Origin of the sequence: Chryseobacterium sp. MFBS3-17, from assembly GCF_020687745.1 — a bacterium.
GTDB lineage: Bacteria > Bacteroidota > Bacteroidia > Flavobacteriales > Weeksellaceae > Marnyiella.
The window spans coordinates 1-22,206 of the sequence record NZ_JAJEWK010000013.1 but is presented as its reverse complement, the minus strand read 5'-3'; the positions used below and the strand labels follow the sequence as shown (position 1 = coordinate 22,206).

Below are 22,206 nucleotides of genomic sequence, written 5' to 3'. Positions count from 1 at the left end.
ACGATTACTCGTTCAGATTATCCTTGAAATCATCAATTCTCCAGTCTGTAGCAGCGTTCCCTTTTTCCATTTTTTCTTTGGCGTAAAGCCTGAAATCGTTTTCGGTTTTGTCTAGAAGATAATCATAAGGACCTACAGAGGATATCAGTTTTACCAGTACAGGCGAAATTTCAAGACAAATAAACAATCCCATAATAAATGCTGCTGCAATACCGATGATGGCAGAGTTTTTTCCCAACTCATCCAGCGCCTGCAGTCGTGCTGCAAAACCATTAAAACGGTCTTCGAAGGTTTCGGTTTTGTTTCTTTCAGTTTCTATATTGGTATAAACCTTTGAGATTTCATTGTCCAGATATTGAAGTCGCGGTTCCACGCTCTTGCGATAATTTTCCAGATCTGCACGCCGTTGTTCTTTCAATTCGGCTTTTCTTTTGGCATTCGGTCCGTATCCTTCCTTGCCGGAGGTGAGGCCGGTTTTGGTGCCCAGAATTTCCTTTTCCAGTTCTACCGCAGCAGAATCGTAGGCAGTCTGATATTCGTTAATTTTAATAGCAATCTGTTTTTTTTCGGTTTCAAACGGTCCGCTTTGTTGCAGAATCCGGCCGTTCATTTCGGCCTGAAGCTGTGTTTTATTTCGCTGAATAATCGTGTTGAGCTGTTTATCTACCTCTTTCTCAAAAATTTTCAGTTCCAGAGGTTTGGAAATAATGATGCCTAAAAATGTGGCCAGAATCAGCCTGGGCACGGCCATCAGCACCTGGTTCCACCATGTTCCTGTTTTTTTGATGGATGAAACAATATAGCGGTCCAGGTTGAAAATCATCAGGCCCCATAATACCCCGAATCCGGTGGCAATCCATACGTCATCAAATACCGTGAACATGGCGTACCCGGCAGAGAGCGTTGCGAAAACAGAGGTAAACAGTACAATGCCGCCAATCCCGGCAAATTTATTCCATTCACTTGGGGTTTTGCGTAAAATATGCAGGTTGCCGCCGGAGCAAATGAGTAGGAATTTCTGAAACCAGTTCATGCGGGAACCTGCGGGTATCGGATTTATTTTTTGATGTTTCATAATGCAAATCTTTTATAATGATTTTCAAATGCGCTTAATAAGTAACGAAAACCAGACCAATGTTACAGATGGTATTAGGTTTTACCAAGTAAATCGATTGTAAAACTTCTGTAGCGTTATTTTACAAATGTAGTCGTTGAATATCAGTGAGTTGAAGAGTTTGGCGCTCTTATACGTTATAGGTTTACTTTAACCGGTCCGGATTGGCTTTCAGGAAACTGGCCCATCCTGTATATGATTTTTGATCTGAAAGAGTCCCCGAATTGAAATGATGACACACCGCTACGGCAAGGCCATCTGAGGCGTCCAGATATTTGGTGGGAAATTCTTTCAGATTCAGCAGGTTCTGCAACATTCCCGCTACTTGTTCCTTGCTGGCATTTCCGTTCCCGGTAATGGCCATTTTTATTTTCTTGGGAGAATATTCCGTAATCGGTATGTTGCGGTACAGAGATGCTGCCATCGCAACTCCCTGTGCACGCCCCAGTTTCAGCATACTCTGTACGTTCTTGCCATAAAAAGGTGCTTCCAGTGCCACTTCATCGGGATGAAACTCATCAATCAGCGCCAGAGTCTTGTCGAAAATATACTTGAGTTTGGTCTCGTGATTGGGGTATTTTTTCAGAATCAGTTCATGTATGGAAACCATTTCCATCTTATTTTTTTTGACACGGATGATTCCAAAGCCCATAATAGTGGTTCCGGGGTCAATGCCTAAAATGATTTTTTCTGTTTCCATAATGCAAAAGTAAGAAATCGCTGAGGTTTTTAGCCTTGTCAGATGCTGTATTTCCGCCGGATTAAAAGAGTTGTAATTCATTAAGTGTAAAATTTTAGCTAAAACTGCTATTTTTTTTCTAATTAATTGTGTAATTTTATTTAAAATTTTTAAATGAAAGTCATGATTAATTACTTAGTTCTAATTTTGGGTGTTTCTTGTGCTTCCGGAGAGGTTTCCACTCATCGGAATCATGATTTTGAGGCCGAAAAACCTTCTGCTCTGAACATTGCAGAGAAGATAGACTATCTTTTCTTTTCAATTCAGAAGGCCGATTCCGGTTTAGAAACGGTGACTTTTGAAAAGCGGATGATTTCTGAAGGAAAGCTGAAGTCAGTTCCTGTGTTTAATGCTACAGCGCTGGAAGAAGGAGATTTGGTGGTGGTCATCCGGGACGGGGCAGGCAAAGAATTACAGAAACTTAGTGTAAGAAATCCCCTGAAGCAGCGCATAGAGAGTTACGAAGACGAAATGCAGCAGCATGAGATTGTACTGCAGAAGGCAGATTTCAGCATCAGGTTTCCCTATCACAGCGAGGCACAAAGTGTGGAAGTCTCCATCCGAAAATCCGGAAGCGAAACCATTATTTTTAATCAAAAATTACCATCATGAAAAAGTTTCTTTTCCTCTTTCTGATTTCACATCTCGCAGTGGCGCAAACTTTCACCACAGTCCCGGTTGTGCAAAATGGAAGCAACAATAACAGAATTAACATTGCTGTTTTGGGTGATGGCTTTACGGCTGCACAGCAAAGTAATTTTCAGACGGCTGCTACCAATGCGGTGAATTATATTCTGAATAAAAGTCCCTACGCTGAATACCGCAATTATTTTAACGCCTATGCCGTACAGGTCATCTCTGCGGAAAGCGGAGCCAAGCACCCCGGAACCGCTACTGATGTCACAGAACCTCAGATTCCGGTAGCCAATCCGAATAATTATTTCGGCAGCAGTTTTGATACCAGCGGGGTACACAGATTGCTGTATTCTTTTAGTTCCAATGCCATTAATCAGGTGCTTGCAGCCAATGTTCCGGATTATGATATTGCCCTCATTCTGGTGAACTCTACAGAGTACGGCGGTGCCGGCGGAGTGCACGCATTTGCGTCACTCAACACCAATTCAAATGAAATTGTAGTGCATGAGCTGGGGCATAGTTTTGCCAATCTTGCAGACGAATACTGGTATGCGGCTACCGGTGAGTCGCCCAATAAAACCCAAGTGTCCGATCCGGCAACCATTAAATGGAAAAACTGGCTCAATACCGGTGGAACGGGGATTTATCCTTATTCGGAGGCCGGTGTAAATAACTGGTACCGGCCCCATCAGTCCTGCAATATGCGGTATCTGAATCAGCAGTTTTGTCCGGTCTGTAAGGAACGGATTATTGAGAGAATCCATGGACTGGTTTCGGCTATAGACAGCTATAGCCCGGCAAATGCTGCCACAGTAGATGGTAATGTTGCGCTGAATTTTAATGTCACTACCATTCTGCCGATACCTAATACGCTGGTTAATACATGGACGCTGAACAGCACGCCTCAGTCTGCTACAGGAAATACGTTTTCGCTCACACCGGCACAACTGAATACCGGCAACAACACGCTGGTCTTTTCTGTGACCGACAATACCGCTCTGGTACGGACAGACAATCATGCCAGCCTTCATATTTCTACGGTTACCTGGACCATTTACAAAGATGCGCTGGGGGTTTCCGATATTTCTGCAGAGAAACGGGAATTTGCTGTATTCCCCAATCCGGCAACTGAAATTTTATACATCCGCGGCAAACAAAGTTTTTCAGAAAACGTTTTGGTAGAAATGTTTGACCTTTCAGGGAAAATTATTCCGCTGAAAGCCGGGAAGAACAGCCACAGAGAACTGGTGGCAGATGTGTCCGGGCTGCTTCCGGGTAATTATCTGCTGAAAGTTTCAGATGGCGGTAATACGCTCTTTTCTGAAAAAATTATCATTTAGTAACAATCTTCAAGTGATGCGGTCCGGACTTTATAAGCTCCGGACTTTTCGTAAGTTTTGATAATGCCTAAGAAAGTTATATATTTGATGCCTAATCTATTTAGGCATGAAGAAAAATGCTTTGTACAAAGGGACTTTACAGAATATTATTCTGAAATTGCTCGCGTCAGAGGTGAAGATGTACGGCTATCAACTCTCGCAGCGGGCCCGGGAACTGACGCGTGGTGAACTGGAAATGACCGAGGGCGCACTCTATCCGGCTCTACACAAACTGGAGGCTGAAGGGTTGATTTATGCTGAGGTGCAAAATGTGAGCGGACGTGATCGCAAATACTACCTCCTTACCGAAAAAGGTAAAAAACAACAGGAGGTCCGCGAAGCAGAAATGAAAAGTTACCTTTTTAATCTCAGTACCATCTTTAATCTGGAATCATGATGAACGAAAATCAAATGACGCAAATCCGGGAATATTTATTAGATAAAAAATTACCAATCGACATCCTGATCGAAGTGCAGGATCACTTCGCCGCACAGATACAGGATTTGCAGTACAGCGCAAATATGAACTTTGATGAAGCGTTTGCTCAGATAAAAAGAAGTTGGCATGATGAATTGAAACCTTACTGGAAAGGAGGCCTGAACCTGGAGGAGGTTTCTGATTTCATGCGGCGGATGCGCCGGCAGCATGATCTTGGTAATCTGAATGCCGCTCTGAAAGGCAGTCTGGTTTTCGCTGTTTTGATTCTTGCGGGAACCGGCCTTTTGCCTACGGGCTACACCGGCCTTTTTGTGGTAACTCTGATATCGTTACTGGTGCTCTTTGCGGTGGCTTATTATATCCGTCACCGAAAAAATTTCCGGCTCTCAAAACAATATGAAAAATATGTACTGACCATGCATCAGCATTCTGTTTTTATCTTCTTCATTATTCTGGCGCCTTATCTCAATGTGGTGAGTTCCTTGCTGCGCGAACCGGATCGATATCACCGTTTTTTGTTTTTTCAAACCCATTGGGCAGAATCTTTATTCGTATGGTGTACGCTTTTATTGGTTTCGGGCGGTGTTTTTTTCTCCCTTTCTGCACAGCGGAATTACCTGCGGCAGATTGAAAAAGTAAAACCATTTCTGAAATATCTGCAACCTTCGTCCTGAGAAATTCATTACATTAGATGAAAATTTCTGAAGATGAACCGTAAAGAATTCCTCACTCAAAGTTTTGCGGCCGGCCTTGGACTCGCCCTGGTACCCGGCTTCCTGAGCAATTGCAGCACTGCTGCGCCGGTTTTTGAACTGCCGGTTGTTTCTTCCGGAGAATTGCAAAGGGTTCGTGGCAATGTATTCCGCTATACCCACAGGGGTGGTACCATCGGCATTCTGGAAACCGGGGATGGTTTTACCGTTATTGATGCACAGTTTCCGGATACCATAAAACCTTTGCTTGATGCACTTTCAGTCAAAGGAAAGCCTGTAGAGTTCCTTTGCAATACCCATCATCATGGTGACCACACTTCCGGGAATATTGCATTTCGCGGACTTACAGACAAGGTCATCGCCCATCGTGCTGTGCCCGGTTTGCAGCAGAAAGCGGCCGAAAAGAACAAAACCCTGGATGCACAGTTGTACGCCCATATTCTGTTTGATGAAAAATACAGTTTCAGTTCGGGCAAAGAAAAAATTACCGGGTATCACTTCGGCAATGGCCATACGCTGGGCGACGCCATGTATCATTTTGAAAATGCCAATGTAGTGCATATGGGAGATCTCATGTTCATGAACATGATTCCGGTGTATCGTACCGCAGATGGTGCAGATTCTGTACAATGGATTTCGGTATTACAGCAAGCTCAGCGTTTCTTTGATGATGATACGGTTTTTATTTTCGGACATGCCGGTACGCTTGCGCACACCGTAGGAACTAAATCCAATCTGAAGGAAATGGCCGACTTCCTTGCCGCTACCAATGATTTTCTGGATAAAGCCATCAAAGGCGGTGTTTCCAATGCAGAACTTCTCAAAAGTCATGACTTTGTGCCCGGTTTCGAGCACCGCAAAACACCGGAGCGTTTCCCCGGATATCTGGATGAAGTGCGGAAAACACTGCAAAATTCTTAATGGGTTTCGGGAGCCAGCATTTGTTTGTGCACCGTGTTCACGGTGATTTCTATGGCATCGGCGGTTGCTTTGATGCCTTTGTGCGGATTGAACACCGCGTTTTTTCCTTTGCGCTCATCGGCTACATTAGATAAAATCAGCACTGAGGTTCCGGACTGAGGGTAGTAAATGCTGAGTGACGGCGCGCCCTTCACATACCCCGAATGAAAATACGCATGAGGTTCACCCGGATTTATCATGATACCAAGGCCGTAACCCATGGTTCCGAATACCTGGTGATTCCGTGTTGCGGAGTTTGCGGTCATTTTTTTCAGCGATGATGCTGAAATCACTTTTCCGCTGTGCAGTGCGTGGTTCCAGCGGTGAAGGTCTGCCACCGTGGAGAGGATTCCGCCGGCAGGGACAGATATTTCCGGCTGTGCCAGTCTTTCCGGCATATTGGATACTTCCTGTGCATGACCGGTATTCCCCAGATAGGCTGATGCAAAATGCTGAGTCTGAAACGCGGTAGCGGTTTTGGTGTTTTTCATACCTGCTTTGGTGAAAATCGATTGAGCATTCTCGTCAAAACTCTTTCCGGAGGCTTTTTCAATGATTTCACCCACAAAACGATAGCCTTTGTTGGAATAATGAAATTCTGCGCCGGGCGCTGAGAGCAAACCAGTGCCAAAATCGCTGATGCCCGACGTATGATTCAGCAGTTGTTCAATGATGATCTGCTGATACGGACTTTTGTGGAATTCGGGCAGATATTTTGAAACTAAATCCTTCGTTGAGAGTTTTTGTTCTTCTTCCAGCAAAAGAATCATGGCTGCGGTAAACTGTTTGCTGATGGACGCAATGGCAAAAACTGAATTGCTGTCCAGGGGTATTTGCTCCGTAAAATTCTCGAAACCCGCAGATTTATCAATGAGCGGGGTGCCGTTTTGGCTCACGGAGATGCTTCCGTTAAATTTCATTTGGACAAATACAGAATCTACCCGGGTCTGAAGCATTTGTTTCCTGACTGCCGTCAGCGTACTGTCTATGATCATTGTGCGCAGGTCTTGCCCGTTTGTTGCTTTTTCCGCTTCAGATTTGCATGAAGAAACGGCCGCTACGGCGATTAAAAAGAGGAGTATGATTCTAAGATGGTGCAGCACAATGAAGTTTTGGTGAAGATAGTAAAACTTCAGGACTTGTGAATATTTGTTAAAATATGCCTTTGCTTAGTAAATAGTGATGTATTTTCAGAATAAATTTCATTTATGTGATATAAAAGGCATAAATGCTTTATAAAAGCGTAATTTTCATTATATTTGATTTCACGAACTTAATATAAGTAACTATGAAATTAAATCTACTCCTTTTGGCGGGAGCTTGTTTCTTTCCTAAAGCGCAAACTCCCGAAATTCTGTATTACAAATTCGAAGATACCGGTACCACGGTAACCAATCTTGCACTGAATCCTCCGGCAGGGGCTGCTACTGCTTCTTTGCTGGGGAGTGTTACCCAGAGCCCTACCGGAGACACTTGCATGGGACAAGCGCTTACGGGAACCAATGCGAGTGCTCTTACGGATTATCTGAGTACGAATTGGAATCTGTCGCTCAGCGGTTCTTGGTCCATTCATTTCAAAGTGAATAATTACACTTATGTGGGAACCCAGTTGAATTATCTGCTCGGAGACAGCAGTACCGGTGCTGCTTTCCGCTTGTTTACCAATGGTGTAGCCGGCCAGAATAACCTGATGCTCAGAGGTTCCGGGATTACAGATCTGACAATTCCCGGAGTTTTCCCGGTAACCGGTACACCAAAAAGTATCGCCATTGTCTATGACAATACCACGCAGCAACTGAAAGGCTATATTAACGGAACGCAGGTTGCTACGGCCAACCAGGCTTCACCACTGGTGATTAACGGCAATGGTTTCCGGGTAGGAGGGTATGGAAATGCTACTGCTACCTTCGGTCTGAATACGGGAATGACGATGGATGAATTCGGATTGTTCAGCCGGGCACTCACGCAGGCAGAGGTGCAGTCACTCGCTGATTATTGTGTATTGTCTACTTCAGAAACGGTTACAAAGCAAAAATCGCAGGTTACGGTATCAGAAGGCTATCTCATCACCAGCGAGAGTAAGTTTGGAGATTACGAAATCATGGACATGAGTGGCAGACTGATCCGCAAAGGCAACAGCCGCACCAATAAAGTAAACATTGCGGATCTGGACCGCGGTGTATATCTGATCAAAACTGCGGAATCTTCTACGAGATTTGTGCATTAACCAACAAAAGAGGCTGTCCCCGCGGACAGCCTCTTTAATTATTCAAAACCGGATCCCGGACTACATATTCCTCCGGTACTTTCCGCCCACTTCAAACAGCGCATTGGTAATCTGTCCCAGTGAACAATATTTCACTGCTTCCATCATCTCTGCAAAGAGATTTTTCTGGTTAATGGCAGAAATCTGAAGGTTGTGCAGAATTTCTTCGGTTTTATCTGCGTTGGATTTCTGGAAATTTTCCAGCGTCTCAATCTGCAGTTGCTTTTCTTCCTCGGTAGAGCGAATCACCTCTCCCGGCAATACCGTAGGCGAACCATCTTTTCCAAGGAAGGTGTTCACCCCAATGATCGGATATTCGCCAGTATGCTTCAAGTGTTCATAATACATGGATTCTTCCTGAATTTTAGAGCGCTGATACATGGTTTCCATGGCACCCAGTACGCCGCCTCTTTCGGTGATTCTGTCGAATTCCGCATATACCGCTTCTTCTACCAGATCCGTGAGTTCCTCTATGATGAATGAACCCTGCAGGGGATTTTCATTCTTCGCCAGTCCCAGTTCCTTGTTGATGATGAGCTGTATGGCCATGGCACGTCTCACAGATTCTTCGGTAGGCGTGGTGATGGCTTCGTCATAGGCATTGGTATGGAGTGAGTTACAGTTGTCGTATATTGCGTAGAGTGCCTGTAATGAAGTTCTGATGTCATTAAAATCAATTTCCTGTGCATGCAGTGATCTTCCGGAGGTCTGAATGTGGTATTTCAGCATCTGCGAGCGTTCGTCGGCACCATATTTATGCTTCATAGCCTTGGCCCAGATTCTTCTGGCTACACGGCCGATGACCGCATATTCCGGATCGATACCGTTAGAGAAGAAGAAGGACAGGTTGGGCGCAAAATCGTTGATATCCATCCCTCTGGAGAGGTAATATTCTACATAGGTAAACCCATTGGCCAGGGTAAAGGCGAGTTGCGAAATCGGATTGGCACCAGCTTCTGCGATGTGGTAGCCGGAAATGGACACGGAGTAGAAGTTCCGCACTTTGTTCTCTATGAAGTACTCCTGAACGTCGCCCATCAGTCTCAGCGCAAATTCTGTAGAGAAAATGCAGGTATTTTGTGCCTGGTCTTCTTTGAGGATATCGGCTTGTACCGTACCGCGCACCGTGGCAATGGTTTCGGCCTTAATTCTGGCGTAGGTTTCGGCATCCACAATCTCATTGCCGGTGATTCCGAGTAATTTCAGCCCCAGCCCGTTGTTGGATGGAGGGAGTTCGCCTGAGTAAGAAGGTCTTTTCAGGCCTTTGTCGTCAAATTTTTCTTTTAACCGGGCTTCTACCGTGTCCCAGAGGTTATTTTCGTCAATGTATTTTTCTACATTCTGGTCTATGGCTGCATTCATAAAGAACGCCAGCAGCATGGGTGCCGGTCCGTTGATGGTCATGGAAACGGAGGTCAGTGCGTTTACCAGATCAAAACCGGAGTAGAGTTTTTTCGCATCATCCAAAGTAGCAATGGAAACTCCGGCGTTGCCTATTTTCCCGTAAATATCGGGTGGTAATGCAGGATCCTGACCGTATAGTGTTACTGAGTCAAACGCAGTAGATAATCTTTTTGCGGGCATCTCTGCAGATACATAATGGAATCTGCGGTTGGTTCTCTCGGGGCCGCCTTCACCGGCAAACATGCGGGTAGGATCTTCACCGGTTCTTTTGAACGGATAGATTCCGGCGGTGTATGGGAAGGCTCCCGGAACGTTTTCCTGACCTTTCCAGCGAATCAGATCTCCCCAGTCCTGGAATTTCGGTAAGGCAATTTTCGGGATTTTCAGATGAGAAAGCGATTCTGATTTGGTCTGAACCTTAATTTCTTTGCCACGAACCAGATAGGTATATTCATCTGCTTCATGCTGAAGTTTGAACTCATGCCAGCCATTCAGGAAGTACATGTTTTCCTGATTCAGGTCTTTTTTTATTTTCTGATAGCGTTTTTCAATCAATTCCTGTGTCGTTGCATCATCTTCAAGAATATGCTTGGCTCCGCGCAGCTGATAAAGTTTTCTGGCAATGAGTGCCTGCTCCACCACTTCCTGATCGTATGCATGGTTGGTTTCCACAATTTCAGACAGATAGCGTACGCGTTTCGGAGGAATGATGGTGGAATCTTCGGCCACATTCTGTTCCACATATTCTGCAAAACGAATCTCATTTTGTGTGGTTTCCAGTACTTTATTCACCTTCTGAATCAGCTGGTTGTACAGTTCCGTAGTCCCCCAGTCGTTGAACTGGCTGGCTTTGGTAGCGTACACCGGCATGTTCTCCAGTGGCTGGTCAAAGAGCACATGATTGCGCTGATATTGTTTTTTTACAGCCTGCAGGGCATCCAGAGCCCCGCGTTTATCGGATTTGTTCAGGGCAATCAGGTCTGCATAATCCAGCATGTCTATTTTTTCCAGTTGGGTAGAAGCTCCATATTCCGGAGTCATGACATACATGGACACGTCTGCGATATCGGTAATTTCTGAGCCGGACTGTCCGATTCCGGAGGTTTCCAGAATAATCACATCGGGGTGAGCAAGCCGCAGAACGTTTAGTGCGGAGTGGATGTACGGGGATACCGACACGTTGTTTTCCCGGGTAGCCATGGATCTCATGTACACACGCGGATCGTCTATGGAGTTCATCCGGATCCGGTCTCCCAGCAGTGCACCGCCGGTTTTCTTTTTGGACGGATCTACAGAGATGATGGCAATTTTACTGTCGGGGTTGGCACGCAGAAAGCGGCGTACGAGTTCGTCTGTAAGAGAGGATTTTCCCGCGCCACCGGTACCGGTAATCCCGATGACCGGAATATTTGAATTTTGAGCACGCTCATTAATCTGTTGTACCAGAGCGGTTTTTTCTTCGGAGAAGTTTTCTACTGCCGAAATGATTTCCGAAATGGATTTTGAATCTTCAAAGCTGATATTGTCCAGATCAGCTTCGGTGACATGTTCACCGGTGGCGAAGTCGGATTTCTGTACCAGGTCATCAATCATGCCCTGCAGTCCCAGTTCCCGTCCGTCATCCGGGGAATAGATGCGGGTGATGCCATAGTCCATGAGGTCTTTTATTTCTTCCGGAAGGATGACGCCGCCTCCGCCGCCAAAAATTCTGATGTGCGGGGCATTCTTTTCCTTCAGCAGGTCACAGATGTATTTGAAATACTCATTATGTCCGCCCTGATAGGAGGTGAGGGCTATGGCATTGGCATCTTCCTGTATGGCACAGTTGACCACCTGTTCTGCAGATTTGTCGTGTCCCAGATGAATGACTTCGCAGCCGGTTCCCTGGATCATGCGGCGCATGATGTTGATGGCGGCATCGTGCCCGTCAAAAAGGGCAGCTGCGGTTACGATTCTGATTTTGTTTTTTGGAGTATATTTCTGACTTTCCATAAGTGAATTTTCGTAGGCCAAAGATAAACATTTAAATAAAAATTAAAGCTGCGGCTCGGCTGACTTGCCGGAGGGGGATTTTGACAAGAAGTCCGGAGGCGGAACCAAAGGTTTTTTTGGATCAGCGCAGTAAGATGGAGTTGCTTGTTCTGCTGAAGACTCTGCGCGAACATAGCCCGGATGGCAGCGGCATCCTTTTCTGGTGCATGAGCGGAGCCGAATGCACCGGAAAAGATACAGCGTACAGCCGGTGAGACCGGTGAACGATGATTCCCGGTGGGTGCTCCTGAAAAAAAAGTAAAAACCCTGCTGTGTTTCAGGTCAGGAATTTATTATTGCTTTTGAACGGTCCACTGCCCCGTTTGGGTGCCGGATTTCCAGGTGCCTGATTGGGTGATGAGGTTGCCGTGGAGTACAAATCCCGATGGCAATCCCACGGATTGAAGGGCGCCGTCATTGCGTACCATGCCGGCAATAGCCAGGGTTTCGGTGCCGTTTGCGGAGATTCGGGTAAGCGAAATATAGCCGCTTTTCAGGACTTCAATTTTCAGGGTGCCGGATTCGTGACCAGTGTAGTTGCCCTTGTAGAGTCCCCGGTACGGCGATGCATAATTTTCCTGCTCTGCACGGTTCATATGGTTCTCCAGCAGTTCTGAACAGGAATGGAGCCACAGTAGTGATACAACGAAAAGGAGGGAACGGTTTTTCATTTGTGGTAGTCTGGTACAGGCAAAGATAGTAAATGGAGGCAGATGCGGTGTGAAAGGTTTGTAATTAATGATTATTTTTGCACCAAATTTATTTATGCAACGTGCCCTTTTATATTTTTTTCTGGGAACTGGTCTCAGTTTTTTACTTAATTATTATGTGTTTGGCAGTCAGGGCTGGGCTTTAGATCTCTATTATGGAGCGGCTTTCGGGGCGGCATGGGGCATGGCTTATTTTCTGGATGATGAGCGTTTTGCACTGATCAGGAAACTGCTGATTTCTTTTGTGGGGATGATTTTGCTGGTGGGCGCCGGGCTTTTATTTTTTGATTTTGAAAAAGCGGTACCTTCTGTCATGAAGTTCTCTACTATTTTTGTGGCGTATTATCTGCTGGCGAGTTTTAAGGGCAGTAAATCACTGCGGCGGTAAAATCTGCTGTTATTTCTGTAGCCCGCCATATACCTGCAGAAATTAAGATGATAAAAATATTTTCAGATTCAAAATAAATCTGTACCTTTGCACACCCGTTTTGGGGAAAATTATGTTTAATAGTAAACGAAAAAGTGTGAATACATTAAGTTACAAAACCGTTTCAGCTAACAAAGCTACCGCTAATAAAGAATGGGTTGTGGTAGACGCTGAAGGACAACCATTAGGAAGACTGGCTTCCAAGGTTGCGAAGATTTTGAGAGGTAAGCACAAAACGAATTTCACGCCTCATGCAGACTGCGGAGACAACGTGATTGTTTTGAATGCTGGAAAGATTACTCTTTCAGGAAACAAATGGGCTGATAAGACTTATATCTGGCATACAGGATACCCTGGTGGTCAGAAGTCTCAGACAGCTGAGGAGCTATTGAAAAAAGATCCGATGAAAGTTTTGGAGAAGTCCGTAAAAGGAATGCTTCCGAAAAACAGACTGGGATCTCAGTTGCTGAAGAACCTTTATCTGTATGAAGGAACTGAGCACAAACAGGAAGCTCAGCAGCCAAAAACGATTAATATTAACGAATTTAAATAATTAATATGTCTACAGTTCATAAAATTGGAAGAAGAAAAACTTCAGTAGCCAGAGTTTATGTGAAGCCGGGAACCGGAAACTTCAAAGTAAACGGTAAAGATGCGAACGAGTATTTCTCTACAGATGTAATGGTTTACAAACTGAACCAACCGTTTATCCTTACGGAAACTGCGGGTCAGTATGACGTAACCGTAAACGTTTTCGGCGGGGGTAATACCGGACAGGCAGAAGCCATCAGACTGGGAGTATCCAGAGCGCTTTGCGAAATCAATGCAGAATTCAGACTGGCACTGAAACCACATGGTCTTCTTACCAGAGATGCCAGAATGGTGGAAAGAAAGAAACCAGGTCAGAAGAAAGCAAGAAAGAGATTCCAGTTCTCAAAACGTTAATTCACAGGATTTCAGATTTCAGACATCAGATTTCAAATTTCTGGTCTCATGTCTTCTATCTCAAATCTCATATCTAATTAAAAAAATGCCCCGTTTAGTTTAGCATCCAAACATTTCTCCCATCTAAAGAAATTGTTGATTGCACGAAGCGGAACGTAAACTAAAAACAAAAAAGAGACATGGCAAAAGCAAATGTTAAAGACCTTTTAGAGGCAGGTGTACACTTTGGTCACATGACCAGAAAGTGGAATCCAAATATGGCTCCATACATCTTCATGGAGAAAAACGGTATTCACATCGTAGACTTACATAAAACAGCCGTAAAACTGGACGAAGCCTGTAACGCTTTGGAAAAAATTACTGCTGCCGGCAAGAAAGTTCTTTTCGTAGCAACCAAAAAGCAAGCGAAAGAAGTAGTGGCCAAGCACGCTGCAGAACTGAATATGCCTTATATTACCGAAAGATGGCCGGGTGGTATGCTTACCAACTTCGTGACCATTCGTAAAGCGGTAAAGAAAATGAACCACATCGATAAGATGAAGAAAGACGGTACTTTCGAAACTCTTTCCAAGAAAGAAAGACTTCAGGTAGACCGCCAGAGAGCAAATCTGGAGAAAAACCTGGGTTCTATTTCAGACATGGTGCGTCTTCCTTCTGCCATCTTCGTGGTAGATATCATGAGAGAACACATTGCGGTTACTGAAGCTAAAAAACTGGGAATCCCTGTATTCGGTATTGTAGATACCAACTCAGACCCAAGAAAAGTAGATTTCGTAATTCCGGGGAATGATGATGCTTCCAAAGCCATCGACATGATCCTGAATGTAGTGTCTGATTCCATCAAAGATGGTCTTTCTCAGAGAAAAGCAGATAAAGAAAAATCTAAAGAAGCTGAAGAAAATGTATCTGCTGATGCAGATGCAGATTTCGATAACGCTGCAGAATAAGATTTTATCTTCATAACAAAATGGTCCGGTTAGTCCGGGCCATTTTTTTTGGTTATCATCAGCGTGCTTCTGGATTTTACGCCAAAATCTTTCATTTAATGATTGCCGTTTTATCCTGATGCACGTGCACCAAAAAACCCGGCCTGTTGCGGTCGGGTTCTTGTGGCAGAAAAGCATTGCTGCTCTGGTTTATCGTATGTATTCCTCTTCTTTCAAGCGGAATTTAATATAGGTTATGGTCTTGCCCTTCGCCGAAAATAAACCTTCGTAGTAGGTCCGGATGTCGCGCAGGAGGGGCGTGCCCGGTTCGTATTCCGGGGCTCCATAAATATCGTGGTGGGCGCTGATGATTTCATGGCCCAGCCCCTGCAGCAATCCCAGCGTGTATCCGTGCAGAAATTCGGAGTCGGTTTTCAGGTGGATTACGCCGTCTTTCTTCAGGAATTTGCGGTAACGCTCCAGGAAATCAGGATGCGTCATGCGGTGCTTGGTTCTGCGGTATTTGATCTGAGGATCGGGGAAGGTAATCCAGATTTCATCTACTTCGCCTTCATCGAAAAAACAATCGGCCAGTTCTACCTGAGTACGCAGAAAAGCCACATTCTTCATGTTTTTTTCATGCGCTTCCTTGGCTCCGAACCAGAATCTGGCTCCTTTGATGTCAATCCCGATGAAGTTCTTTTCGGGGAACGCTTTGGCCAGTCCCACGGAATATTCGCCTTTGCCACAGCCCAGTTCCAATACCAGGGGATTGTTGTTTTTAAAGACTTCAGATCTCCATTTTCCCTTCAGCGGATGCTGGTTCAGCGCTTCCTCGCGGGTAGGCTGAAACACATTCGGAAGTATTTTATTCTCGGCAAATCTTGCCAGTTTGTTTTTTCCCATGTATCATTAAAAATTCGCTGCAAATGTATGAAAACCTGCAGGAAGAACAAACTTTGAGGGTGTGCAGAAGTCCTTATTTCGGAGGATTGCCCAGCGAAACCATAATGGCTTTCTCTACCGTTTTCTGGGAAGCATATTGTGCCCCGCAAAGCAGGCTGGAGAAGAGATACTGACCCTTCGGAATCACAATTGTGTTCTCTCCCTGGGCCGGGATGGCCAGCCGGTAATTGCTGTTTCCGGTGCCTTCCATCCGCATGATGATGTTGCAGTCCGAATGGTTGCGGATCATCACAGTGGTTTCCTTACTGGTAGGATCGTTGTTAAAGAGGGCGTTCAGGATTTTTACGGTGGTATTTTTGTGATCGGCCACGGTAGGATTCATCAGCAAATCAAATTCTTTCTGCTCCGGATTGTCGTAGCTTGCTGCAGAGGCTGCCGATGCTTTGCTTCCGGATGCCGCTCTGGCAGCGGGATTTGCAGCCCGTATGGCAGCAGCTTCTGCAGAACTTATGGAAGGGGACGTAGTATAGCTGCGCCCGGATTCTGCTACGGCTATCCGGCCGCGCATTCCTACATTGGGATCTGCTGCAGCACGGTTGGCTCTTGCCAGTTGTTCCTGGTAGTATCTGATTTGTTTTTCCTTGATGTTCGCATTCATCTCATCAAAGGAAATTTTGGTGGAGGGTCTTCTTTTCAGCAGCGCCAGTTTTTCCTGCATGTCTGTTACCCGAGTATCTTCCGGGTGAGCGGTTTTAATGTAATTCTTCAGCAAAGTCATCAGGCGTGGTTTCAGGATGGACCTGCGGGGATCATCCGGGTGAGCATCTCTCAGAAAGGCGTCCAGTTCATATATGCTGGTACTCTTCATGATGTTGCTGTAATCCTTCATTTTACGCTGAGCAGGGTAGGAGCAGCTCAGAATTACGGCAAAAAGGAATATGAATCTTTTCATGCTTAAAATATCAGGTGAAAATTTTACTTTAAAAATAACGATTTTTTAATTATTTTAGTATTCAGGGTCCCACAGTTTCCATCAGACTGGAGTTTTTGAGCCTTCGCTGGTAGATGGGCAGGTATCTTTCAATATAAATTTTGGTCGCTTCGTAGTTTCCGGCAAGCAGATACGGTTGCAGATCGTCTGAACTGTACACAAACTGCAGAAAATTGTCAATAAGATGATTGGGAATTTTCAGTTCCTCGAAGTATGCCGGCCCGAAATAACTTTTGATATTCGTTACTGCCACGTTCATCCGTTCATATGCCTGCAGTCTTTCCTTTTTCTTTCGTTCACCGGAGAGGATGTCGTAGATGCTTTCTATGCTGAAGTTCAGTCCGCCGTCTGCAAAGGAAGCGACCGGAAGCTGTGGCGAGGTGCCGTCCCCTTTGGGCTCGGGCAGGCCTATCATTTCCTTCAGTTTTCTTTCCTTTTCGCCGGTTTTCAGGCTCAGTACGTCTTTTTTCAGATTACCGGTTGGTTTAAATTTGCTGATGACTACTTCCTGAATATCATGGTAGGCAATTTTCAGTTCAATGATATTGCGGTTGTGTTCCAGCATTTTTTCGGTGACGGTAATGTCTTTTCTTTCGGTCACGATTGAGGTAAACCGGATTTTGTCTCCCGGTTTTGCCTGAATCCGGAACTGACCGGTCACAGATGAAAGCACGGTTCTGTGTTCATTCAGGTTGGTCACATAAATCTGGTTCAGGTAGAAAGACGAGGTGTCCCGCAGGAATATTTCCCCGGCAAACTGCTGGCCACTCATGGCATTAACCACCAACAGCAAAATCAACAATACAAATCTGTTCATCATATGCGGCAAAAGTAGGCAGAAATTCCCCTGCGTACTGCGGTTTAGATGACCGGTTCGGGTTAAAGTTAGGTTAAAATTGTCCCGCAATTGTTAAAAAACAGCAAAATGTCCTTTTTGGAGGTTTTCCAGGTGTACCGAATGGGTCAGTTCAGTACCTTTACTGTCCCGCTGCTGCCCTCTTCTGCGCTCAGTACATTCAGATTCCCTGCTTTGTGCACCCGGATGCTGCCGGATGAACTGGCACGTGCGTTCAGCGTGTGACTCACGGCCATACTGATGCTGCCCGAACTGGAAGCGCTGAGTTTTGCGGTTTCGGCTACCAGACCGGAGGCGGTAAAATCGCCGGATGAACTGGAACCCACTTCTGCGTTTTTCACATTGCCTTCTACATCAATGTTTCCGGAAGAATTTACATCAGCGATGAGGTTGATGGCCCAGATGTTTCCGGAAAAATCAGCACTGGAACTGCAACCTATTTCAAAATCATTGGCTTCCAGATTGCCGGAAACAGATCCCGAACTCGATACGGAAACTTTCATTTTTTCTGAAAGAAATTTGTCCTTCACGGTAATGTCTGCAGAGGAGTTGGCTGCCAGACGGTTGAAGTCGCGGGCATAAATTTTAGCCTTGATCTGGTGCGTGCGGATGTTATTGAAAAATCCCTGGGTACGGATGAAAATATGAAGTTTTTTGCCGTTGTTCTCCACATGCACGTGCTCCATGATGCTGACAGGCGCTTCTATGACCACTTTTTCTTCATCAGATTTTATAATTTCTGCATCTATAGAAGTAGAAACTTCAATCTCATCAAACTCAAAATTATAGGATTTCTTTATCGTGTTCTCATGTTCTGCGTTCAGCGAAAGGCCGTTGTATTCCTGCTGGATTTTCTGGCAGGAGGTAAGCAGAATGGACACAATGAGAAAAGGTAAAACTGTGATTTTCATAATGGTAGGTTTAGCAGAATCAAATTTAAAAAAAAGAATCTATCTTTATGCACATTTTAAACAACAATGTCAATGAAAAATATTGCAAGTATAATTTTAGTATCCGCATTGATGATGAGCACAGGATGTTCCAAAACCACCACAGAAACTCAGAGAGTAGAAGCACCTGCCGTGAGCGCAGACCTTCAGAATAACCCCTTTATGAAGCCCAGTACGCTGCAGTACCTGACTCCGGAGTTTGACAAGATTAAAGATGAACACTTCAAGCCTGCATTCCAGTACGGATTACAGCAGCAACTGTTCGAAATTCAGCAAATTACTGATAATCAGGAAGCTGCAACCTTTGAAAATACCATTGTAGCGCTGGAGAACAGCGGAGAAGTCCTGAAGCGGGCTCAGGCGGTATTCTTTAACTTTACCAGTGCCAATACCAACCCGGAACTGCAAAAGCTGGAAGAAGAATTTGCACCGCTTTTTGCCGCACAGGCAGACCGCATTTATCTGAATGATGCCCTGTATCAACGGGTAAAAGGCATCGATATCAATGCCTTGACCGGAGAGGACAAGCGCCTGGCAGAATACTACCTGCAACAGTTTGAAATTGCCGGTGCCGCACTGAGTGCCGATAAAAAAGAAGAACTGAAAAAGGTGAATGAAGAGCTGGCTACCCTCAGTACACAGTTCAGTAATAAATTACTGGAAGCCAGAAAACAGGGCGGGTTACTGATTGATGATATAAAGGAACTGGACGGTCTGTCGGCAGATGATATTGCCGCCGCCGCAGCCGACGCAGAAGCAGCAGGTCACAAAGGAAGATACCTGCTCGCATTGCAGAATACCACACAGCAACCGCTGCTGCAAAATCTGAAAAATAGAGCCACCAGAGAAAAGCTCTTCAAAGCTTCCTGGACCCGTGCAGAGAAAGGAGATGCCAATGATACCCGTTCCATCCTGGAAAAACAAGCCCAACTGAGACTGAAAAAAGGCCAACTGCTGGGCAAAAAATCCTTCGCCGAGTGGAAATTGCAGGATCAGATGGCTCCGGACCCGGAAGCCGCCATGGATTTGCTGGCACAACTGGCCCAACCTGCTGTGGAAACTGCAAAAAAAGAACGGGATGAGATCCAGGCACTCATTGATTCGCAGAACGGCGGTTTCAAAGTGGAACCATGGGACTGGAATTTCTATGCAGAGCAGGTACGAAAAGCCAAATTTGATCTGGATGAAAATGAAATCAAACCCTATTTTGAAGTCAATACCGTGCTGGAGAAAGGCGTATTCTTTGCCGCCGAAAAATTCTATGGCATCACCTTCAAGAAGAGAACCGATCTGCCGGTCTATCACCCGGATGTGATTGTGTATGAGGTTTTTGACCGGGACGGACAGTCGCTGGCGCTATACTATCTGGACTTTTACACCCGCAGCAACAAGAACGGCGGCGCGTGGATGAGCAATTTTGTAGATCAGTCCCATCTTAAAAATCAGAAGCCGGTCATTACCAATGTGTTCAATTATCAGAAGCCGGCTGCGGGGAAACCTTCACTGATTTCCTATGATGATGTTACCACCATGTTCCACGAGTTCGGACATACGCTGCACGGCCTGTTTGCCAATCAGAAATACGTATCCGTTTCGGGAACTGCTACGCCCAGAGATTTTGTGGAATTCCCGTCGCAGATCAATGAGTTCTTTGCACTGGAACCTTCAGTGCTGAAGAATTACGCATTGCATTACCAGACCAGACAGCCCATGCCACAGGCGCTGGTAGATAAAATAAAGAAAGCCGCAACATTCAACCAGGGGTATTCTACCACCGAGCTGGTTTCTGCAGCCACACTGGATATGAACTGGCATTCGGTGACCGAAGAATCACAGCTGAAGCCCACGCTGGAATTTGAGAAGGAAGTGCTTCAGAAATATGGATTCACGCTCAGCGAGGTGCCGCCCAGATACCATTCACCGTATTTTGCGCACATCTGGGGTGGAGGCTACTCTGCGGGCTACTATGCGTATATGTGGTCTGATGTGCTGAATGCTGCAGCATGGGATTATATCGTACAGAACGGCGGCATGACCCGTGAAAACGGCGACCGGTTCCGCGAACATATCCTGTCGGTAGGCAATTCCGTGGATCTGAATGAGGCGTTCAGAAATTATACCGGCAAAGACCCGGATATCAAGCCCTTATTAAAAAACAAAGGATTTATCCAGTAAATACAGTGAAAGCCGCCCTCGACGAGCGGCTTTTTTTGGCTTTGCGGTGCGGTCATTTCCGTGGTCAAGAATGATTTATTCCACAGTTCCACATCTATGTAATTGGCGGTCAGTGGAGTGGCCGGGTTGTTCCGTGTTTTCAGGAAGTTGATGAGGAGCTGTTTCCCGCTTTCCGCTGTATCTTTTCCGGTGACGGCGGCTCCGCGCCGTCACCGGAAAAGGATGCCGCTGCAATCGGGGCTATGGGTGTGGATGCCTCAGGAACCGGGGTGTCCGGAAGGCATGTTGGGACTTGTTGTACGGAATTTCACGTGCGAAGCCGAAGATTGAGGTTCAGGGCAGAACAGGGGAGTGCGGGTCAGACTTTGAGAGATTAAGAGGGTTCAAGAATAAGAAAATGATGGGCACCTCTAATGCGCGTTTTGTATTGTAGATTTATATATGCGCAATTTTTCAGAGGTAAGACAATACCAATTACGCAATTGCAATAATGCGCTTAAATAATTGATAAACAGCTTGTTGATTTTTTATAACGATGTTGTACTGAATTTGATAAAAAAGTTGTATTATTGCGTATATTTATGAGTTAGCGGTAATTTTACCAAACAGAATGTTGAACATAAAAAAATATAATCCGATGAAGCTATAAGTAACTGTTCAAAATAAAAAAAGTGAAACTTTTTTATTGCTTTCAAAAAGCAGTGAGAATTTCTATTATCAACTTTTAAAAATTAGAAGAAATGACGCAGTTACAAATGATTAACAAAACAAAATCTATAGCTCAACAAGACGAAAATGTTTCCGCTGTTTTTATGTATGGTTCATTTACTAAAAGCGAAGGAGATAAATATTCTGATATCGAATTTTACATCTTTTTAAAAAATAAAGAAAATTTCTCGTCGGAAAAATGGGTAAATCAAATTCATCCTGTGGCATTATATTTTACAAATGAATATGGAAGCGAAGTTGCTATTTTTGAGAATATGGTCAGAGGCGAATTTCATTTTTTAAAAACGGAGGAAATTGAAATTATCAAATCTTGGGACGGAATTGTTGCATTTAGCGATTTTGACCAAATGAACCTAATCGACAAAGACGGACATTTAACGAAAACACTAAATCAAATCAAAACGAAATCGCCCGAAAGAATAACAAATGAAAACATCTTGTGGTTAAGTCAATCATTACTGAATGTTATACTGACAACAAGCAACTTAATTAAGCGAGAAGAATTTGCTCATGCTCATCATAGTTTATCAAATGTTCATAAATATTTGCTTTGGCTTATTAGAGCAAGAACAAACAAAACCCAACATTGGGAAAGTCCAACTAAAAGTCTTGAAAAGGATATTGATACGACTTGGTATTTTGCGTATAAAACAGTAACATCGGATTTAAATCCTAAAAATATAATTTTATCTTTTGAAAACTCATTAAATTTATCGGAAAAACTATTTGACGAACTAAATATTGAACCAAAAATGAAAGAAATCCTACATGAAATAAGAAAAAACTACCGCTAATAACTAAGCTTTCGTTGGGCTTGAAAAGCCAACAATGAAAGCCCGTTGAACGGAAGCTTCGGGAGCTTTTTTGGCAGTCTATGGAGTTATCGTTTTTAGAATTTAGATACACAAAG

At 44.7% G+C, this 22,206-nt stretch carries 21 protein-coding genes; 12 read left to right on the top strand and 9 right to left on the bottom strand.

The genetic code is table 11. From position 1 onward, the window contains the following. Positions 1-4 precede the first annotated feature (4 nt). Complete coding sequence (locus LKO26_RS12500) at positions 5-1,075, bottom strand: DUF4407 domain-containing protein (RefSeq protein ID WP_227588230.1); 1,071 nt, start codon at positions 1,073-1,075, stop codon at positions 5-7. 184 nt (positions 1,076-1,259) lie between these two features. Then, positions 1,260-1,814 (bottom strand): crossover junction endodeoxyribonuclease RuvC, encoded by a 555-nt coding sequence (gene ruvC / locus LKO26_RS12495; protein WP_227588229.1) that lies wholly within the window; start codon positions 1,812-1,814, stop codon positions 1,260-1,262. A 162-nt stretch (positions 1,815-1,976) separates the two neighbouring features. Between ruvC and LKO26_RS12490 the strand changes: the two genes are divergently transcribed. The 5 genes from LKO26_RS12490 (at position 1,977) to LKO26_RS12470 (ending at position 5,941) form a co-directional block, all read left to right on the top strand. Continuing rightward, positions 1,977-2,465, top strand: a complete 489-nt coding sequence (locus LKO26_RS12490) for a hypothetical protein (protein WP_227588228.1) — start codon at positions 1,977-1,979, stop codon at positions 2,463-2,465. Then, positions 2,462-3,829 (top strand): M64 family metallopeptidase, encoded by a 1,368-nt coding sequence (locus LKO26_RS12485; protein WP_227588227.1) that lies wholly within the window; start codon positions 2,462-2,464, stop codon positions 3,827-3,829. Before LKO26_RS12490 ends, LKO26_RS12485 begins: the two co-directional genes overlap by 4 nt. A gap of 106 nt (positions 3,830-3,935) precedes the next feature. Next, positions 3,936-4,265: a PadR family transcriptional regulator gene (locus LKO26_RS12480; RefSeq protein WP_227588226.1), complete on the top strand. Its 330-nt coding sequence runs from the start codon at positions 3,936-3,938 to the stop codon at positions 4,263-4,265. Continuing rightward, positions 4,262-4,981 (top strand): hypothetical protein, encoded by a 720-nt coding sequence (locus LKO26_RS12475; RefSeq protein WP_227588225.1) that lies wholly within the window; start codon positions 4,262-4,264, stop codon positions 4,979-4,981. The genes LKO26_RS12480 and LKO26_RS12475 overlap by 4 nt, the downstream gene beginning before the upstream one ends. 33 nt (positions 4,982-5,014) lie before the next feature. Beyond that, positions 5,015-5,941, top strand: a complete 927-nt coding sequence (locus LKO26_RS12470) for an MBL fold metallo-hydrolase (protein WP_227588224.1) — start codon at positions 5,015-5,017, stop codon at positions 5,939-5,941. Here the strand turns inward: LKO26_RS12470 and LKO26_RS12465 are convergent. Then, positions 5,938-7,083, bottom strand: coding sequence for a serine hydrolase domain-containing protein (locus LKO26_RS12465; RefSeq protein ID WP_227588223.1), 1,146 nt, complete (start codon positions 7,081-7,083; stop codon positions 5,938-5,940). The two genes, LKO26_RS12470 and LKO26_RS12465, sit on opposite strands and share 4 nt — an antisense overlap. Positions 7,084-7,268: 185 nt before the next feature. On the opposite strand from LKO26_RS12465, the gene LKO26_RS12460 reads away from it, so the two are divergent. Further along, entirely contained in the window at positions 7,269-8,207 is a 939-nt protein-coding gene (locus tag LKO26_RS12460; protein WP_227588222.1) for a LamG-like jellyroll fold domain-containing protein, read from the top strand. A gap of 60 nt (positions 8,208-8,267) precedes the next feature. On the opposite strand, the gene LKO26_RS12455 is transcribed toward LKO26_RS12460, so the two are convergent. Both LKO26_RS12455 and LKO26_RS12450 read right to left on the bottom strand, forming a co-directional pair. Continuing rightward, on the bottom strand, positions 8,268-11,642 hold the full coding sequence (locus LKO26_RS12455; protein WP_227588221.1) for a methylmalonyl-CoA mutase family protein: 3,375 nt from the start codon (positions 11,640-11,642) through the stop codon (positions 8,268-8,270). A gap of 332 nt (positions 11,643-11,974) precedes the next feature. Further along, on the bottom strand, positions 11,975-12,352 hold the full coding sequence (locus tag LKO26_RS12450; RefSeq protein WP_227588220.1) for a hypothetical protein: 378 nt from the start codon (positions 12,350-12,352) through the stop codon (positions 11,975-11,977). Between the two features lie 94 nt (positions 12,353-12,446). On the opposite strand from LKO26_RS12450, the gene LKO26_RS12445 reads away from it, so the two are divergent. The 4 genes from LKO26_RS12445 (at position 12,447) to rpsB (ending at position 14,710) form a co-directional block, all read left to right on the top strand. After that, positions 12,447-12,779, top strand: a complete 333-nt coding sequence (locus tag LKO26_RS12445; protein WP_227588219.1) for a hypothetical protein — start codon at positions 12,447-12,449, stop codon at positions 12,777-12,779. 136 nt (positions 12,780-12,915) lie between these two features. Beyond that, the gene (rplM, locus tag LKO26_RS12440; protein ID WP_227588218.1) at positions 12,916-13,371 is read left to right on the top strand and encodes a 50S ribosomal protein L13; all 456 of its coding nucleotides are present in this window, start codon (positions 12,916-12,918) and stop codon (positions 13,369-13,371) included. 5 nt (positions 13,372-13,376) lie between these two features. After that, complete coding sequence (rpsI, locus tag LKO26_RS12435; protein ID WP_227588217.1) at positions 13,377-13,763, top strand: 30S ribosomal protein S9; 387 nt, start codon at positions 13,377-13,379, stop codon at positions 13,761-13,763. A gap of 179 nt (positions 13,764-13,942) precedes the next feature. Continuing rightward, the gene (rpsB, locus tag LKO26_RS12430; protein ID WP_227588216.1) at positions 13,943-14,710 is read left to right on the top strand and encodes a 30S ribosomal protein S2; all 768 of its coding nucleotides are present in this window, start codon (positions 13,943-13,945) and stop codon (positions 14,708-14,710) included. 189 nt (positions 14,711-14,899) lie between these two features. On the opposite strand, the gene trmB is transcribed toward rpsB, so the two are convergent. From trmB to LKO26_RS12410, 4 genes are all read right to left on the bottom strand, one after another. Further along, a complete protein-coding gene (gene trmB / locus LKO26_RS12425) occupies positions 14,900-15,595 on the bottom strand; it encodes a tRNA (guanosine(46)-N7)-methyltransferase TrmB (RefSeq protein ID WP_227588215.1) in 696 nt (231 codons plus the stop codon). Positions 15,596-15,668: 73 nt separating this feature from the next. Beyond that, positions 15,669-16,547, bottom strand: coding sequence for a DUF6759 domain-containing protein (locus tag LKO26_RS12420; protein WP_227588214.1), 879 nt, complete (start codon positions 16,545-16,547; stop codon positions 15,669-15,671). Positions 16,548-16,608: 61 nt separating this feature from the next. Further along, a complete protein-coding gene (locus tag LKO26_RS12415; RefSeq protein ID WP_317206389.1) occupies positions 16,609-17,406 on the bottom strand; it encodes a hypothetical protein in 798 nt (265 codons plus the stop codon). Between the two features lie 143 nt (positions 17,407-17,549). Continuing rightward, positions 17,550-18,353: a head GIN domain-containing protein gene (locus LKO26_RS12410; protein WP_227588213.1), complete on the bottom strand. Its 804-nt coding sequence runs from the start codon at positions 18,351-18,353 to the stop codon at positions 17,550-17,552. A gap of 72 nt (positions 18,354-18,425) precedes the next feature. On the opposite strand from LKO26_RS12410, the gene LKO26_RS12405 reads away from it, so the two are divergent. Further along, positions 18,426-20,567 (top strand): M3 family metallopeptidase, encoded by a 2,142-nt coding sequence (locus LKO26_RS12405; RefSeq protein WP_227588212.1) that lies wholly within the window; start codon positions 18,426-18,428, stop codon positions 20,565-20,567. A 740-nt stretch (positions 20,568-21,307) separates the two neighbouring features. Beyond that, a complete protein-coding gene (lnu(H), locus tag LKO26_RS12400) occupies positions 21,308-22,090 on the top strand; it encodes a lincosamide nucleotidyltransferase Lnu(H) (RefSeq protein WP_227588211.1) in 783 nt (260 codons plus the stop codon). The last annotated feature ends 116 nt before the right edge of the window (positions 22,091-22,206 follow it).